This is a genomic window from Burkholderia sp. BDU5, from assembly GCF_001522845.1.
Lineage (GTDB): Bacteria > Pseudomonadota > Gammaproteobacteria > Burkholderiales > Burkholderiaceae > Burkholderia > Burkholderia mayonis.
In genome coordinates, this window is the sequence record NZ_LOWC01000170.1 from 44,489 (window position 1) to 59,586 (window position 15,098).

A 15,098-nucleotide genomic window follows, 5' to 3' on the forward strand; every position below is an offset into this window, starting at 1 on the left:
ATGGGCATCCACGTCATCAAGATGCCGGATATCGGCGAAGGCATCGCGGAAGTCGAGCTCGGGCTGTGGCACGTGAAGATCGGCGATCGCGTGAAGGAAGACCAGGCGATCGCCGACGTGATGACCGACAAGGCGTCGGTCGAGATTCCGTCGCCCGTCACGGGCGTCGTCGTCGCGCTCGGCGGCAAGGAAGGCGATGTCCTCGCGGTCGGCAGCGAGCTCGTGCGGCTCGAGATCGAAGGCGACGGCAATCACGGGGGCGATCGCTGCGGCAATGCTGCGAACGGTGACGCGCGCGACGCGGCGAGCGCACAGCCGGAGCGCGTCGCCGAGGCGGCGCACGCGCATGCGAACGCCGGCGCGCAATCGGCGCGCGCCGCCTCGCGCGAGGCATCGGATGCGAACGACGATCGCGCCGAACGTATGGAACGTGACGAACGTACGGAACGTGACGAACGTACGGAACGTGACGAACGTACGGAACGCGACGAACGTACGGAACGCGACGAACGTACGGAACGCGACGATCGCGCCGCTTCGCGCGCCGCGACGCCGGCGACGTCCGCCGCCGCCGATACACGGCACGCCGCCCGCGAGCAAGCCTCGCCGCCGCCCGCGCGCCGGCCGGGCGAGCGCCCGCTCGCGTCGCCCGCGGTGCGCAAGCGCGCGTGGGATCTCGGCATCGAGCTGCGCTACGTGCACGGCACGGGCGAAGCGGGCCGCATCCTGCACGAGGATCTCGATGCATACCTGCAAGGCCGCGGCATCGTCGCGCCGGGCGCGCGCGGCGGCCACGCGGCGTACGTCGAGCGGCACGACGAGGAAGCGGTGCCCGTGATCGGGCTGCGCCGCAAGATCGCGCAGCGGATGCAGGATGCGAAGCGCCGCATTCCGCATTTCAGCTACGTCGAGGAGATCGACGTCACCGAGCTCGAAGCGTTGCGCGCCGAGCTGAACCGCAAGTACGGCGAAGCGCGCGGCCGCCTGACGGTGCTGCCGTTCCTCGCGCGCGCGATGGTGATCGCGCTGCGCAACTTCCCGCAGATCAACGCGCGCTACGACGACGAAGCCGGCGTCGTCACGCGTCACGGCGCGGTGCATCTCGGCATCGCGACGCAGAGCAAGGCGGGCTTGATGGTGCCCGTCGTGCGCCACGCGGAGGCGCGCGATCCGTGGGCGATCGCGGCCGAGATCGCGCGGCTTGCGGACGCGGTGCGCGCGGGCCGCGCGGAGCGCGACGAGCTGTCGGGCTCGACGATCACGATCACGAGCCTGGGCGCGCTGGGCGGAATCGCATCGACGCCCGTCATCAATTCGCCCGAAGTCGGCATCGTCGGCGTAAACCGGATCGTCGAGCGGCCGATGTTTCGCGACGGCGCGGTCGCAGCGCGCAAGCTGATGAACCTGTCGTCGTCGTTCGACCATCGCGTGATCGACGGCATGGACGCGGCCGAGTTCATTCAGGCCGTGCGCGCGCTGCTCGAGCAACCCGCCCTTCTTTTCGTGGAATGAGCCGATGAGCGACCACAAGACAACGACCCTGCTCGTGATCGGCGGCGGGCCGGGCGGCTACGTCGCCGCGATTCGCGCGGGGCAGCTCGGCGTGCGCACGATGCTCGTCGAGCGCGACAGGCTGGGCGGCGCCTGCCTGAACATCGGTTGCATCCCGTCGAAGGCGCTGATCCACGCGGCGGACGAATTCGACAAAGTGCGCGGCTTCGCCGGCGATTCGCCGCTCGGCATCCGCACGGAGGCGCCCGCGATCGACATCGCGCGCACCGTCGCGTGGAAGGACGGCATCGTCGGGAAGCTGACGGGCGGCGTCGGCGCGCTGCTGAAGAAGAACGGCGTCGAAGCCGTGCACGGCGATGCGCGGATCGTCGACGGCAAAACCGTCGACGTCGACACGGGCGACGGCGCGCGCGTGCGGATCCGGTGCGAGCATCTGCTGCTCGCGGCGGGCTCCGAGCCCGTCGAGCTGCCGGCGATGCCGTTCGGCGGCAACGTGATCTCGTCGACCGAGGCATTGTCGCCGCGCACGCTGCCGAAGCGGCTCGTCGTCGTCGGGGCGGGCTACATCGGCCTCGAGCTCGGCATTGCGTACCGGAAGCTCGGCGTCGACGTGACCGTCGTCGAGGCGCGCGAGCGCATCCTGCCGATCTACGACGCCGAGCTGACGAAGCCCGTCGCGGCGTCGCTCAAGCGCCTCGGCGTGCGCGTGCATCTCGGCCACAAGGTGCTCGGGCTGAGCGCGCGCGGCGACGCGGTGCGCGTGCAGGACGATGCGCACAAGGAAACCGAGCTCGCCGCCGACCAGGTGCTCGTGACGGTCGGCCGCCGTCCGCGCACGCAAGGCTGGGGGCTCGAGACGCTGCTGCTCGACCGCGCGGGCGCCGCGCTGAAGATCGACGACATGTGCCGCACGTCGATGCGCAACGTGTGGGCGATCGGCGACCTGACGGGCGAGCCGATGCTCGCGCATCGCGCGATGGCGCAAGGCGAGGTGGTCGCGGAGCTGGTCGCCGGCAAGCGGCGCCGTTTCACGCCGGCCGTGATCCCGGCGATCTGCTTCACCGATCCCGAGGTCGTGTCGGTCGGGCTCGCGCCCGATGAGGCCGAACGCGAGCCCGGCGATTGCCTGAGCGCATCGTTTCCGTTCGCCGCGAACGGCCGCGCGCTGACGCTCGAGGGCGCGGAAGGATTCGTGCGCGTCGTCGCGCGCCGCGACGATCACCTGATCGTCGGCTGGCAGGCGGTCGGCGTCGGCGTGTCCGAGCTCGCCGCCGCGTTTTCGCAATCGATCGAAATGGGCGCACGCCTCGAGGACGTCGGTGGTACGATTCACGCGCACCCGACGCTCGGAGAAGCGGTGATGGAAGCCGCGCTGCGCGCGCTCGGCCACGCGTTGCACATCTGAAGCACGCATTCGCGATCGCGCGTGACGCGCGATCGCATTCGACATCAACGACGCCGGGACGCGTCGCGATCCCGGCCATCAGGCACAGAGGCGAGCGAGGGCGAATGGCGATCTTCAACATCCACTACGACGAAAACTAAGCGGTACGGCGATGTGCCGGACGCGTTCGCGCGTCGCGGGCTGCGCCGGCCGACGCGTTTCGTTCGCCATTCCGGCGCGCGCCGCCGGTGCGCGGCGTCGTGCCTCGCGCCGGCGGCTTGCCGCTTGAGCGAACGCAGCCGCTGCCGCGCGCTTCGCGCGCGTTTTCGCCTTCGGTGCGCCGTGCCGGCGTACCGGTTCCAGCCCAGATAACGAGGCCTCACCGCGCACGCCGGCGTTCGACTCGTCCGCGCATCGCGCGGGCGCGCCCTCCCTTTTTTCCTTGCTCGACTCCGCTTGACGACGGCAGTGCCGCTGCCGCGCGACTGATCACCACCGATGGCCGCCGGTGGCCGTGATGCAGGAGCAATTCTTTTCTTCCCCGACTCCGCACGGCGCGTTCACGTCACCGTTCGCAATTTGACCTGTCGCCGTGAGCCGCCCGGTCGTCGTGCGCTTTCCGGTCGTCGGGCCAAACCGCCATCGCCTTCCTACCCCAACCACTGGATCGGCGTCATGGCTCGACAATCCACCTCTGTTTCTTTCGATCTTTCTTCATCCGACCTCGCGCGGACCCGGCACGGCATCGTCGACGGCAAGCGCATTTCGCTCGGCGTGCAAGGCGACGCGCAGCGCGGCTACGTGCTCGAGCGGCGCTGCAGGAGCCCCGGCGAGCCGGTGTCGACGCAGCGCATCGGCCTGCTCGATCCGGCGGCCGTCGCGGCGTTCGTCGAGCACGACCCGTATGCGGCGCAACTCGGGCTCGACTATCGGGCGGTGCTCGACGTGCACGCCGCGTCGGACGCGGCGGACCGGCAAGATGCGCGACCTGTGCGGGGTGCGCGGCATGCGCACGATGCGCACGATGCGCACGGCGCGGCCGATGCATCCCGCCCATCCGTGCCCGTTTCCGCCGCGCCGGTTGCACAGCCGGAGTTCGCGGCCGAATGCGAGCACGACGGCGCGCTGCTCGCGCTGATGCGCCGCGTTTGCGCGTCGTGCGGTGCGACGCAGTGTTTCTATCACTGGTTCGTCGTCGACGAAGAAACGGGCGAGTTCGCGACTCACGATCTGCTGATCGGCGGCGCGCCCGCATGGGCGCAGCGCTACGTTCACCAGCACTGGTATCTGAACGACCCGGCGGTCGCGCATGCGCGCGACAACACGCAGCCGCTGCGCGGCTCGTCGCTCGCCGCATTGCCGGCCGGTCACTGGCTGAACCACTACGCACAGACGCAAGGGCTCGGCAGCAACGTGTTTTTTCCCGCGCATCGGCGCGATGTCGCGACGTTCGGACTGCTGCACGTCGGCACGCCGCTGTCTGCGCCGCAGGGCGAGGACGCGCTATGGCGCAATCGGCGCGTGCTGCGCGGGCTCGCGAACGAGCTGCTCGAATGGCGCGTCGTGCGGCGGCGGCGCGAGCTCGCGCAGGAGCTGTCGCTCGCCGCGCAGGACGTGCTCGCGCTGCGGCTCGTCGCGCGCGGCGGCGGCGCGCGTCACGTGGCCGAGGAGCTGCGGCTCGACGAGCGCGCGGTCTATCAGCTGTTCACCGCGATCAATCGCAAGATGGACAGCAAGCACATCAAGAGCAGCGCGACGAAGGCGAAACGGTTGGGACTGCTTGCCGAGGGCTATATCTCGAAATGAGCGGAATCGCGCCCGTCATATGCCGTAAACAATCTAAGGCATTACGCGGGCGTTTTCCGTTAGCCTGTATCGCACGCATCGGACGCAACACGCGATGCGTCGCCGGACGAACGCCGCGCACGCGCGCGGCGCGCCGTCCGGACGCGCTGTCAGGTTTTCCGCCGTATTCATCGATTCAAGATGCAAGTTGAACGCGTGACGAAGTGCGTCCGACGCAGGCCGAGATCGCGCCGGACGCCGAGAAACAGAAACGAGCAGGTTCGAACGAGAGGCAATCGGACGACGAGGGGCCGGTAGTCGTCGACGAACGATCGCGCGCATCGACGCACACATGCGCGGGGCATCGTTCGCCCATCTGCCGGCGCGCAATGCCGCCTGAGTCACGAAGGGAAGGCGCCCGCGAAGACGCTTCGCAGCGAGGATTCGGTCAGATGGCGACATATATCGAATTGGCATGGCGGTTGCGGCGGATCATGCGCGGCGCGGGACGGCGCGCGCTGTCGATCGCCACGGCGGGGTCGGATGACGCCGGGCATGCGGTCGATGCCCGCATTGCATCCGCCGGTCCGCTGTATATCGGCAGCGGCTGGTTCCTCATCGGCAGCATCGCATCGCGTCCCGGCGCATCCGAATTCGTATTGTTCGACGGCCGCTCGGCATCGACAGCCCGATATCCGAAGGAGGAGACGTAATGGCGAGCCCATGGACCGACCGCGTGTTGCGCACCGCAATCGACACACACGCCGCATTCGAGCTGCCGACGCTCGAGCGCGAACGGCGCGACGTGCGCGCCGAGCCCGTCGCATCGACGCCGGGCGGCCGCGCATCGGCGTCGAACGGCGGCGCATCGCCCGCGCCCGACACGCTCACGCAGCACTTCAAGTCCGCGATGCGCAGGTTGACGTCGACGGTGTCGATCGTCGCGACGCGCGACGCCGCCGCGCGCTTCGGGATGGCGGCGACCGCGGTGAGCGCGGTCAGCACCGAGCCGCCCGCGATTCTCGTGTGCATCAACCGCACGGCGACGCTTCATGTGCCGCTGATGCGCGCGCGCCGCTTCTCGGTGAATCTGCTGCACGAGCGCCAGCTCGAATTGATCGCGCCGTTCAGCGGCAAGCTCGATCACGACGCGCGCTTCACGCACGGCGAATGGCGCGATGCATCCGGCGTGCCGGTGCTCGCCGGCGCGCAGGCGACGCTGCTGTGCGACATCGACGGCGATTTCAGCTACGGCAGCCACTCGATCGTGATCGGCCGGGTCGATTCGGTGCTGGTCGCGGGGCCCGTCGCGCCGCTGCTGTGGCAGGACGGCGGGCCGTGCGCGGCGCGCGCGCTGAGCGCGTGCGCGCACGATGCGCGATGACGCGGCGTCGGCGAGGGAATTCCTGCACAAATGCGAAACGCTCATATAGACTGCAAAGCGAATCATCCGATGGTTCCATGGCGGCAGCGCGGCGCGTCGACACGTGCCGGATCGTTGCGCTGCAAAGTCCTCGATCGCTCCGAGGCTCGCGTGCGGTGCGAGCGCAAGCGAAATCGTCGCGTGCATCCGAGGGCCGGCGACACATTGCTTGCCGCACGCCGCGCTATCGCGTTCGCGAATGCGCGTGCTTGCCCGCGTAGCGTGACCGAGGGTGCGACGCCGTATCGACATAAAACGAATCGCGCTGTCCGCGACGTGCCCGCGCCGCGGGCGGCCGCCATAACAGGAGCGGACATGTTTGCACCCGAAACGCATCGACGCGACGGATCCCCACGTCTAATCAATCCGGCGATGATCGCCGTGCTCGCCGGCGCGCTCATCATGAGCGCCGCGATGGGCGTGCGGCAAACCTTCGGCCTCTTCATCGGGCCGTTCTCGTTCGATCACGGCCTGCCCGTCACGACGATCGCATTCGCGATTGCGCTGCACAATCTCGTCTGGGGTGTCGCGCAGCCGTTCGCCGGCGCGGCCGCCGACCGCTACGGCTCCGGACCGCTCGTCGCGATCGGCGCGGTCGTGTTCGCGCTCGGCCTCGCGATCGCAGCCGTCGTGCCGTCCGGCGCGATGCTCGTGCTCGGGATGGGCGTGCTCGTCGGCATCGGGATCAGTTGCACGAGCTTCGGCGTCGTGCTGACCGCGGTCGGCCGCGGCGCGCCGCCCGAGAAGCGCAGCATGGCGATGGGCATCGCGAGCGCGGGCGGCTCGCTCGGCCAGGTGGCGCTCGTGCCGGTCGCGCAGTGGTTCACGTCGCATTCGGGGACGATGGTGTCGCTCCTCGTGCTCGCCGGCTGCCTGATTGCGATCGCGCCGCTCGGCGTGCTGCTCGATCGCCATGCGGGCGCGAGTCACGCGAGCGCGCACGAGACGGCGGCCGTCTCGTTGAAGGACGCGCTGTCGCACGCGGCGCGGCATCGCGGCTATTGCCTGCTGACGATCGGCTTCTTCACGTGCGGGTTCCAGCTCGCGTTCATCGCGACCCATCTGCCGAACTACCTGCTGCTTTGCCACATGCCGGTCGGGCTGGGCGCGACGGCGCTCGCGCTGATCGGCCTCTTCAACATGGCGGGAAGCTGGGCGTGCGGCTGGCTCGGCGGACGCTATCGGCAGCATCACGTGCTCGGCTGGCTGTACCTGATTCGCGGCGCGACGATCGCGGTGTTCTTCCTCGCGCCGAAGACGGATGCGTCGGTCGTCGTTTTCGCGGCGATCATGGGGCTCACGTGGCTCGGCACCGTGCCGCTGACGAGCGGGCTCGTCGCGAAGGTGTTCGGCACGCGGCATCTCGGCACGCTGTTCGGCGTCTGCTTTCTCAGTCATCAGATCGGCTCATTCCTCGGCTCGTGGCTCGGCGGCTACGTGTTCGACGTAACGGGGTCGTACTCGCTGATCTGGGGCGCGACGGCGCTCGCGGGGCTGTTCGCCGCGCTGCTGCATTTTCCGATCGACGACGCGCCCGCGCATGGCGGTGCGGTCGCGGCGCGGGCGTAGCGCGGGCGTAGCGCGGCGCGGCGGCGTGCGGGCGCGTGACAGCGCGTGCGTGGTGCGAGGTGCGGGGCGGTCCGCCGTCGCGCAATCGATGTGAACAAGAAGCCGGCCTGCGCCGCCGCACGGCTCGCGTGCGCGACGTAGCGAACACAAATGCAAATGGAGCAAACGACACGGCGATTCGACATGACAACCGTATTGACGACCTTCCCGACGATGCATGTACCCGCGCCACTGCCGCTCGACGAACGCGATGCGCACGTCTGGTACGCGTACACCGCCGCATGCGACACGGCCGCGCTGCGCGAGCGCTATCGCGCGCTGCTGAGCGCAGACGAGCGCGCGCGCCTCGAACGCTTCGCGTTCGACCACCTGAAGATCGAGTACCTGGTGACGCGCGCGCTGTGCCGCACGGTGCTGTCCGCGTATGTCGACGACGTCTCGCCCGCGCAGTGGCGGTTCCGCGCGAACGCGCACGGCCGGCCGGAGATCGACGCGGGCGATGCGCGGCCGCCGTTGCGCTTCAATCTGTCGAACGCGCGCAGCGTCGTCGCGTGCGTCGTCACGCGAACGGCCGATGCGGGGATCGACATCGAGGAGGTTGCGCGCGGCAACGATCTCGACGGCATCGCCGCGTCGCATTTCTCGGCGAGCGAGCGCGCGGCGTTCTTCGCGCTGCCGGCCGAGCAGCGACGCGAGCGCTTCTTCGAGCTGTGGACGCTGAAGGAGGCGTACATCAAGGCGCGCGGCGTCGGGCTGTCGATCGATCTCGGACAGTTCTCGTTCGCGCTGCCGGCGCGGCCGATCCGCATCGCATTCGATCGGCACGCCGACGACGATGCGAGCCATTGGCAGTTCACGTTGCTCGATATCGGCTCGCAGCACCGGATGGCGGTCGGGATTCGCGACGCCCGCGCGGCGACGCATCCATTCGATATCCGCGTGCGCGAGATCGTGCCGGATCCGGCCGCGAGCCTGCGCTGCGCGGACGCGCTCGACTGAGCGCGCCGGCGCGCTGACAAGGAGGGCGATCGCTTCGTGCACGGAGCGGTCTCGTGAATTTTATTAGTATCGCGAACAGACGGGCGACGTTCGCCCGACGTTCGAGACAGGCGTCGTCGCTCGACGAAGACCGGGTTCGACGGATGACGGCGCCGCGAGGCCGCACGCCATGACATGCGGCCTTACCGGGCGCGCGGCGACGGCGGCGTCTGTGCCGCGGCGTTCGCGCGCGCTGTTTGAACGTTTCGATAGAGCCTTCCCATGACCAGAAAACACATCCATTTCGGCGTCCTGATCCAGGGGGCGGGTGCGAACATGAACGCGTGGAAGCATCCGAGCGTGCCCCCGGACGCGAGCATCAACTTCGACTTCTACGTCGATCGCGCGCGCCGGGCCGAAGCGGCCGGCATTGCGTTCGCGTTCATCGCGGATTCGGCGTACGTGACGCCGAAGTCGGCGCCGCACTTCCTCAACCGCATCGAGCCGATCTCGCTGCTGTCCGCGCTTGCGGCCGTCACGTCGAAGATCGGTCTCGTCGGCACGGTGTCGTCGTCATACAGCGAGCCGTACACCGTCGCGCGGCAGTTCGCTTCGCTCGACCTGATCAGCGGCGGGCGCGCGGGCTGGAACGTCGTGACGTCGTCGATCGAGGGCACGGGGAAGAATTACGGCCGCCCGCATCCGGATCACGCGCAGCGCTATGCGATCGCCGAAGAGCATCTCGACGTGGTCCAGGGCCTCTGGGACAGCTGGGACGACGACGCGCTCGTCCGCGATCGCGCGACCGGCCGCTTCTTCGATCCGGACAAGCTGCATCGTCTCGATCACCGGGGCCGTTTCTTTTCGGTCGAGGGGCCGCTCAACATCCGGCGCTCGCCGCAAGGGCAGCCGGTGATCTTCCAGGCGGGCTCGTCGGAAGACGGGATCGGCTTCGCGGGCCGCTATGCGGATGCGGTGTTCTCGAACGGCGGCACGTTCGACGACGCGCGCACGTTCTATCGCCGCGTGAAGGCGGCCGCCGCCGCCGCGGGCCGGAATCCGGATCACGTGAAGGTGTTTCCGGGCATCGGCCCGATCGTCGGCGCGACGCAGGACGAAGCCGACGACAAGTACCGGCAGGTGCGCGATCTGCTGTCTCCGCGCGAGGCGCTCGCGTATCTCGGCCACTTCTTCCAGCAGCACGACTTCAGCGTCTATCCGCTCGACGGCCCGTTTCCCGACGTCGGCAACCTCGGCAGCGACGGCTTCCAGTCGACCACCGACAACATCAAGCGGCTCGCGCGCGAGCGCAATCTGACGCTGCGCGAGGTTGCGTACGAAGTCGCGACGCGGCGCTCGAACATCGGCACGTCGGAGGCGTTCATCGGCACGCCGGACAAGGTCGCGGACGAGATGATCCGCTGGGTCGACGAACGCGCGGCGGACGGTTTCATGCTCGGCCTGCCGGTGACGGGCTTCGGGCTCGACGACTTCGTCGATGACGTGCTGCCCGAGCTGACCGCGCGCGGCTACTTCGATCCGGCGCGGCGCGGCGCGACGCTGCGCGACCATCTCGGGCTGCCTTACAGGGAGAGTCGCTACGCTCATGACGCACAGGTTGCGGCAATTTAGCTAAACTGGCCGGCGGCGCGGCTTGCAACCCGCCGCCAGCCAGGGCGCCCGGCCGGGCACAGCGCACCGATCGCCCGCAACCTATCCGATGCGCCGCCGCCACGAGCGGCGGCGAACTCATGGAGACGCTCATGAAAGTAGGATTCATCGGCATCGGCGTGATGGGGCAGCCGATGGCGCTCAATCTCGCGCGCGCCGGAACCGGACTCGTCGTGTGGAATCGCACGCCCGAACGTTGCGAAGCGTTGCGCGCGGCCGGCGCGCAGGTCGCCGATTCGGCGGCCGACGTTTATCGCCAGGCGCGCATCGTGATCCTGATGATGGCGACCGACGCCGCGCTCGACGCGGTGCTCGGCCGCGGCACGCCTGCGTTCGCTGAAAACGTCGCGCGGCACACGATCGTCCATATGGGGACGGTGTCGGCCGAGTATTCGCGCGGCCTCGAAGCCGATATCCGCGCGGCGGGCGGCCGCTACGTCGAGGCGCCCGTGTCGGGCTCGCGCAAGCCGGCCGAGGCCGGGCAGCTCGTCGCGATGCTGGCGGGCGAGCCGGCGGTGGTCGACGAGGTGCGGCCGCTGCTCAAGCCGATGTGTCATGAGATCGTCGTGACCGGGCCGGTGCCGACCGGCCTGCTGATGAAGCTCGCCGTCAACACGTTCCTGATCTCGATGGTGACGGGGCTCGCCGAGGCGGCGCATGCGGCGCGCGGCTTCGGGCTCGACATGAAGCAGTTCCAGGCGGTGCTCGATGCGGGGCCGATGGCGAGCAGCGTGTCGCGCGTGAAGATCGACAAGCTCGTCAACGAAGACTTCGACGTCCAGGCGTCGATCACTGACGTGCTGAAGAACAGCCGGCTCGCGACCGAGGCCGCGCACGGCGCGCATCTCGCGTCGCCGCTGCTCGAAGTCTGCTGCGATCTGTATCGCGAGACCCTGGAGCTCGGGCACGGGCAGGCGGACATGGCGGCCGTCGTGCGCGCGATCGAGGCGCGCAGCGCGGCGCAGAGCGCGGGGGGTTGACGAACGCGCGTTCGTCCGGAATCGACTATTCGATCGCCGCGTTCTTCATCTTGCCGCAGGCGCGTGGCCGGCGCTGCGGCATGCGCGCTGTGGCGTGCGCATCCGGGGCGCTGGGAAGTCGGCGTGATGCGCGGGAGCGCGCCCGCTCGTCAGTTCTGGCCGCGTGCGATCGCCGCCGCCGGCGCGACGAACGTCGTGCGGCTCGAAAGAGACGGCGACATCGCTTTTCATTTCGACATAGTCGGCTGAGCGGCATATCGTGGGTTCGACGAAGGCCGAGGCGGGCGACCATCGTGCCGATCGCTTCGACGCGTTGCACGTGCTCGGGATCGCGCGTTTCGTGCGCGGCCGGGACGACGCGTTGCGCGCCGTCGCGACATCAGCGCGGCCGGGCGACGCGCGGCACGCGCACTCCATTCAATGCCGCGCGGCCTCCTCTTCGTGCGCGCGCATCAGCGCGAGCCTGTTGTGCGCCGCGCGTCGCGCGATGGGGCTCGCGGAATGCGCCGCATGCGTGCACACTGGAGCGGCGGCCGGCCGGGGCGGCGTCGTGTAGCCGGCCGGGCCGGCCGTGCGCCGTGCAATACGGCGACGACGATCCCGCTCGCGACGATCGGGGCGAGCGCGCAGCCTGTGTACGCCGCGTCCGTCGCACCCGCGTCGAGAGCCCGGGACGTCCGCCGCAGCGCGCTCGATGGCGCGGCTCGTCGCCGCATGCGTCGCCTGCGCGCGGTTCGCGCGCAGGCGCGCCGCACCGACAACAACCCGAACAAAGAGGACAGCACATGGTCGACGCACGAGCCGTTTCAACCCGGGGAGCCGTCGAGCGGCGGAGAGCGGCGGCGCGCAAGCGCATCGTGCGTGTCGTGCGGGGCATCGTCTGCGCGTCGTGCGCGGCGGCGGCCGTGTCGGCGCGCGCGCAGACGCCTTCCCCGCTCGCGGAGTGGCAATACTCGGCCGGCGTGCCGCTCGACAAGCTGTTCAATCCGCAGCAGCCGGCATGGCAGATCGCGGTCGGCGCGGCCGGGACGCTGCAGCCGCGCTACGAAGGCTCGAGCCAGTACCGGCCGATGGCCGGCCCGACGTTCGACGTCCGCTATCGCGATCTGTGGTTCGCATCGACGGGCGAGGGGATCGGCGTCAATGTGCTGCGCGGGCCGAACTGGCGCGCGACGATCTCCGCGGGCTACGACCTCGGACGCCGCGAGGCCGACGACCGCGGCCATCTGACCGGCATCGGCAACATCAATCCGGCGGCGTTGATCAAGCTGTCGGCAGATTACGTGATCTCGCGCGACTTCCCGCTCGTGCTGCGCGCGGACGTTCGGCGCAGCATCGGCGGCGCGAACGGCTGGGTCGCCGACCTCGCCGCATACATGCCGCTGCCCGGCAGCTCGGAGAAATTCTATTGGTTCGCGGGTCCGGCCATCACGTTCGCCGATTCGCGCTACATGAACGGCTGGTTCGGCGTGAACGCCGCGCAGGCGGCGCGCTCCGGCCATCCGCGCTACGAGCCGAGCGCGGGCGTGAAGTCGGTCGGCGGCGGTGTGACGCTCGTCTGGTTCGTCACGAAGCACTGGTTCGTGACGGCCGACGGCGCGGTTGACCAGCTCGTCGGCAGCGCCGCGCGCAGCCCGCTCACGCAGCGCTCGACGAACGCGGTCGTCGACGTGTCGATTAATTACCAGTTCTAGGGCGGCGGGGCGGCGTCGTGAGGATCGGCGTCTTCGAGCCCGGCAGCGTGACGATCGCCTGATACGTACCGCCCGACAGATAGACCGAATCCTGCCCCGACGCCGACACCGCGTTCTGATATGCGGCGCCCGCGAGCGTCGGGCTCTGCGCGGCGATGTTCGTGCCCGGCGGCACGACGTAGATGTCGACGTTCTGCGCGTTCGGCGACGCGTTGAAGCTGCGCACGCGCGCCTGGTCGGACAGCAGACCCTTCGCGAACGGATCGTCGATCACCGAGATCGGCGTCGACGTGCTCGGGATCGCGATCGTCGTGTAGTGGCGCCCGTTTGCCGCGTTGAACGTCTGCGACGCAATGTTCACGCTCGTGCCGGTCACGTTGTAGCTCGCGGTCTGTGAGCCGCTGCCGACCGAGCGCTAGCGTGTGACGCCCTTGTATGCGACGTTGGCCGCATTGGCCTGGGCATTCGGGAAATAGTCGAGGTTGGGGCCGGCGGGAACCGCGTTGATGAAGCGCGCCTGCGGATTCGAGATGCCGAGCTCGGTGCCCGTGTCGTCGCCGCCGCGTGCGGCGACGAGTGCGACGGCCGAGATCAGCGCCGCAACGGTTCGAATCGTTTTCATGACTCTCTCTCTGTATCGGTCGGCCGACACGTCGCGGCGCGGTTCGCAGCGTCCCGTGCGGACCTGCTGGCGCGTCGCGTCGCCGCTGGTGGGTGAATGTCGATGGATTCGGCGAAAACAGGCTCGGTCGCCGTACCCGCGCATGGCGCGACGAGGCGCTCGCAGAGAGCAACGGGCATACCCGGCGATGCGACGATGCACGACTCGAAGCGCGCCGTCCCGCGCTCGCGGCGGAGCGCGGCCGCTGCCGCGGTGCGGCGAAGGACGGCCGCGCGGATGTAGCCGAGATCGCGTAATGCGACGCGCGCAGATGGAATTTTTGCAGCGAAGGGCAATATCTACGTGGGTGCGTTGACGCAAATGCATCAATCGAAAGAAGGCGGCGATGCAGATCGCATCGAACGCCGTCCGCATGCGGCCCGCGCACATCGCGCTCCAAAACTGGCGCATGCATTTGTAAAAAGCGCCGGCCGATGCGGCGGCGCCGCCGAACGGATATGACGGAAGTCCGCTCACGCAAGGCGCCACGCGATTGGTACGGAAGTTGCGGATATCTGCGCACCGCCATGCACACGAAAGGGAGTCCCGCATGTCCGCCGCGCTTGCGTTGCAAATGCGTCGACACCTGGCGCTAACGCCGCGTTTGCAGCAGTCGCTGCGCCTGCTCCAGCTTTCTTCGCTCGACTTCCAACAGGAGCTGCGCCAGGCGCTCGATACCAATCCGTTTCTCGAAGACGTGCAATCGACCGACGACGATTTTCCGCGCAAGCTCGAGGCGGCGGGCAAGGGCGCGTGCTCGGCGGCCGGCGCGAAGGTGCTGATTCGCGACATGATCGCGGCCGAGCGGGCGGCCGACCCGCTGTCCGATGTCACGCTCGCGCAGCGTCTCGCGGGATCGTGCTCGCGCCCGGCACGGTCACGAAGTACCGGCAGGCGATGAAGATTCCGCCCGCGGATCTGCTGCGGCGCGCACCCGTTTGACGATGTGGCGGACGCGCGTCGGCGCGCGCCCGGCAACGATTCGCGAAAGCGAAAGCGAAAGGCGCGCTCCGGCATGCCAGCGAAATCGCAAGCCCAGCGGCGCGCCGCCGGCGCGGCTTTGTCCGCGAAGCGCGGCAGGATCAAGGCGAGCGGGCTGAAGCGCCCGTCGAAGTCGATGGACGAATCGATGAGCGAGAAGAAACTCGAGACGCTCGCGGGCACGACGACCGCGACACAAGTCGAAATCGTGACGGCCGCGCGCGCCGTCCTCCACTCAGACCAGGAGGCGTGATGCTCCATTCCGCGCTCATGGTTTTAATCATCGCGATCGTCGCGGCGGCGTTCGGCTTCTCCGGCATTGCGGCGGGCGCGGCCGAGATCGCGAAGCTCCTGTTCTACGTATTCGTCGCGATCTTTCTCGTTAGTCGGCCCTGAACAATTCGTTTTGTCGCGCAGATGAAGCTACGCCGCCGACGGCGCAGCGGCTCGGAAGCTGAGC

13 protein-coding genes and 3 pseudogenes are annotated in these 15,098 nt (G+C 69.0%); 15 read left to right on the forward strand and 1 reads right to left on the reverse strand.

The features are described from left to right. The 11 genes from WS69_RS28075 to WS69_RS28130 all read left to right on the forward strand — a co-directional run bounded on the left by WS69_RS28075 (position 1) and on the right by WS69_RS28130 (position 12,996). On the forward strand, positions 1 to 1,512 hold the full coding sequence (locus tag WS69_RS28075; protein ID WP_059473907.1) for a dihydrolipoamide acetyltransferase family protein: 1,512 nt from the start codon (positions 1 to 3) through the stop codon (positions 1,510 to 1,512). Positions 1,513 to 1,516: 4 nt separating this feature from the next. Further along, positions 1,517 to 2,917 carry a dihydrolipoyl dehydrogenase gene (gene lpdA, locus WS69_RS28080; RefSeq protein WP_059473908.1) on the forward strand — a complete coding sequence of 467 codons (1,401 nt, stop codon included), beginning with the start codon at positions 1,517 to 1,519 and terminating at the stop codon, positions 2,915 to 2,917. A gap of 654 nt (positions 2,918 to 3,571) precedes the next feature. Continuing rightward, positions 3,572 to 4,702 carry an autoinducer binding domain-containing protein gene (locus tag WS69_RS28085; protein ID WP_059473909.1) on the forward strand — a complete coding sequence of 377 codons (1,131 nt, stop codon included), beginning with the start codon at positions 3,572 to 3,574 and terminating at the stop codon, positions 4,700 to 4,702. 431 nt (positions 4,703 to 5,133) lie between these two features. After that, on the forward strand, positions 5,134 to 5,394 hold the full coding sequence (locus WS69_RS28090; RefSeq protein WP_059473910.1) for a hypothetical protein: 261 nt from the start codon (positions 5,134 to 5,136) through the stop codon (positions 5,392 to 5,394). Continuing rightward, the gene (locus WS69_RS28095) at positions 5,394 to 6,065 is read left to right on the forward strand and encodes a flavin reductase family protein (RefSeq protein ID WP_059473911.1); all 672 of its coding nucleotides are present in this window, start codon (positions 5,394 to 5,396) and stop codon (positions 6,063 to 6,065) included. The genes WS69_RS28090 and WS69_RS28095 overlap by 1 nt, the downstream gene beginning before the upstream one ends. Positions 6,066 to 6,419: 354 nt before the next feature. Next, complete coding sequence (locus WS69_RS28100; protein ID WP_059473912.1) at positions 6,420 to 7,673, forward strand: MFS transporter; 1,254 nt, start codon at positions 6,420 to 6,422, stop codon at positions 7,671 to 7,673. Positions 7,674 to 7,856: 183 nt separating this feature from the next. Continuing rightward, positions 7,857 to 8,672, forward strand: coding sequence for a 4'-phosphopantetheinyl transferase family protein (locus WS69_RS28105; protein WP_059473913.1), 816 nt, complete (start codon positions 7,857 to 7,859; stop codon positions 8,670 to 8,672). Positions 8,673 to 8,933: 261 nt separating this feature from the next. After that, positions 8,934 to 10,283 carry an LLM class flavin-dependent oxidoreductase gene (locus WS69_RS28110; RefSeq protein ID WP_059473914.1) on the forward strand — a complete coding sequence of 450 codons (1,350 nt, stop codon included), beginning with the start codon at positions 8,934 to 8,936 and terminating at the stop codon, positions 10,281 to 10,283. 119 nt (positions 10,284 to 10,402) lie between these two features. Next, a complete protein-coding gene (locus WS69_RS28115) occupies positions 10,403 to 11,302 on the forward strand; it encodes an NAD(P)-dependent oxidoreductase (protein ID WP_162499008.1) in 900 nt (299 codons plus the stop codon). 259 nt (positions 11,303 to 11,561) lie between these two features. Next, positions 11,562 to 11,858 carry a hypothetical protein gene (locus WS69_RS28125; RefSeq protein ID WP_059473915.1) on the forward strand — a complete coding sequence of 99 codons (297 nt, stop codon included), beginning with the start codon at positions 11,562 to 11,564 and terminating at the stop codon, positions 11,856 to 11,858. Positions 11,859 to 12,087: 229 nt separating this feature from the next. Next, complete coding sequence (locus WS69_RS28130; protein ID WP_059473916.1) at positions 12,088 to 12,996, forward strand: MipA/OmpV family protein; 909 nt, start codon at positions 12,088 to 12,090, stop codon at positions 12,994 to 12,996. A 7-nt stretch (positions 12,997 to 13,003) separates the two neighbouring features. Here the strand turns inward: WS69_RS28130 and WS69_RS28135 are convergent. Next, positions 13,004 to 13,618 (reverse strand): annotated as a pseudogene (locus WS69_RS28135) (DUF4397 domain-containing protein); the annotation flags it as partial. A gap of 589 nt (positions 13,619 to 14,207) precedes the next feature. On the opposite strand from WS69_RS28135, the pseudogene WS69_RS35765 reads away from it, so the two are divergent. From WS69_RS35765 to WS69_RS32625, 4 genes and pseudogenes are all read left to right on the forward strand, one after another. Next, positions 14,208 to 14,372, forward strand: a pseudogene (locus tag WS69_RS35765) (RNA polymerase factor sigma-54); the annotation flags it as partial. A gap of 3 nt (positions 14,373 to 14,375) precedes the next feature. Then, positions 14,376 to 14,599, forward strand: a pseudogene (locus WS69_RS33890) (RNA polymerase factor sigma-54); the annotation flags it as partial. Between the two features lie 73 nt (positions 14,600 to 14,672). Continuing rightward, positions 14,673 to 14,891, forward strand: coding sequence for a DUF3008 family protein (locus tag WS69_RS28150; protein ID WP_059473923.1), 219 nt, complete (start codon positions 14,673 to 14,675; stop codon positions 14,889 to 14,891). Next, positions 14,891 to 15,034 (forward strand): DUF1328 family protein, encoded by a 144-nt coding sequence (locus tag WS69_RS32625; protein WP_082716555.1) that lies wholly within the window; start codon positions 14,891 to 14,893, stop codon positions 15,032 to 15,034. The genes WS69_RS28150 and WS69_RS32625 overlap by 1 nt, the downstream gene beginning before the upstream one ends. The last annotated feature ends 64 nt before the right edge of the window (positions 15,035 to 15,098 follow it).

Bases quoted from the DNA above. Each gene is read 5' to 3' on its own strand.
- WS69_RS28075 (WP_059473907.1), top strand. From the start codon at position 1: ATGGGCATCCACGTCATCAAGATGCCGGATATCGGCGAAGGCATCGCG.
- lpdA (WP_059473908.1), top strand. From the start codon at position 1,517: ATGAGCGACCACAAGACAACGACCCTGCTCGTGATCGGCGGCGGGCCG.
- WS69_RS28085 (WP_059473909.1), top strand. From the start codon at position 3,572: ATGGCTCGACAATCCACCTCTGTTTCTTTCGATCTTTCTTCATCCGAC.
- WS69_RS28090 (WP_059473910.1), top strand. From the start codon at position 5,134: ATGGCGACATATATCGAATTGGCATGGCGGTTGCGGCGGATCATGCGC.
- WS69_RS28095 (WP_059473911.1), top strand. From the start codon at position 5,394: ATGGCGAGCCCATGGACCGACCGCGTGTTGCGCACCGCAATCGACACA.
- WS69_RS28100 (WP_059473912.1), top strand. From the start codon at position 6,420: ATGTTTGCACCCGAAACGCATCGACGCGACGGATCCCCACGTCTAATC.
- WS69_RS28105 (WP_059473913.1), top strand. From the start codon at position 7,857: ATGACAACCGTATTGACGACCTTCCCGACGATGCATGTACCCGCGCCA.
- WS69_RS28110 (WP_059473914.1), top strand. From the start codon at position 8,934: ATGACCAGAAAACACATCCATTTCGGCGTCCTGATCCAGGGGGCGGGT.
- WS69_RS28115 (WP_162499008.1), top strand. From the start codon at position 10,403: ATGGAGACGCTCATGAAAGTAGGATTCATCGGCATCGGCGTGATGGGG.
- WS69_RS28130 (WP_059473916.1), top strand. From the start codon at position 12,088: ATGGTCGACGCACGAGCCGTTTCAACCCGGGGAGCCGTCGAGCGGCGG.
- WS69_RS28150 (WP_059473923.1), top strand. From the start codon at position 14,673: ATGCCAGCGAAATCGCAAGCCCAGCGGCGCGCCGCCGGCGCGGCTTTG.
- WS69_RS32625 (WP_082716555.1), top strand. From the start codon at position 14,891: ATGCTCCATTCCGCGCTCATGGTTTTAATCATCGCGATCGTCGCGGCG.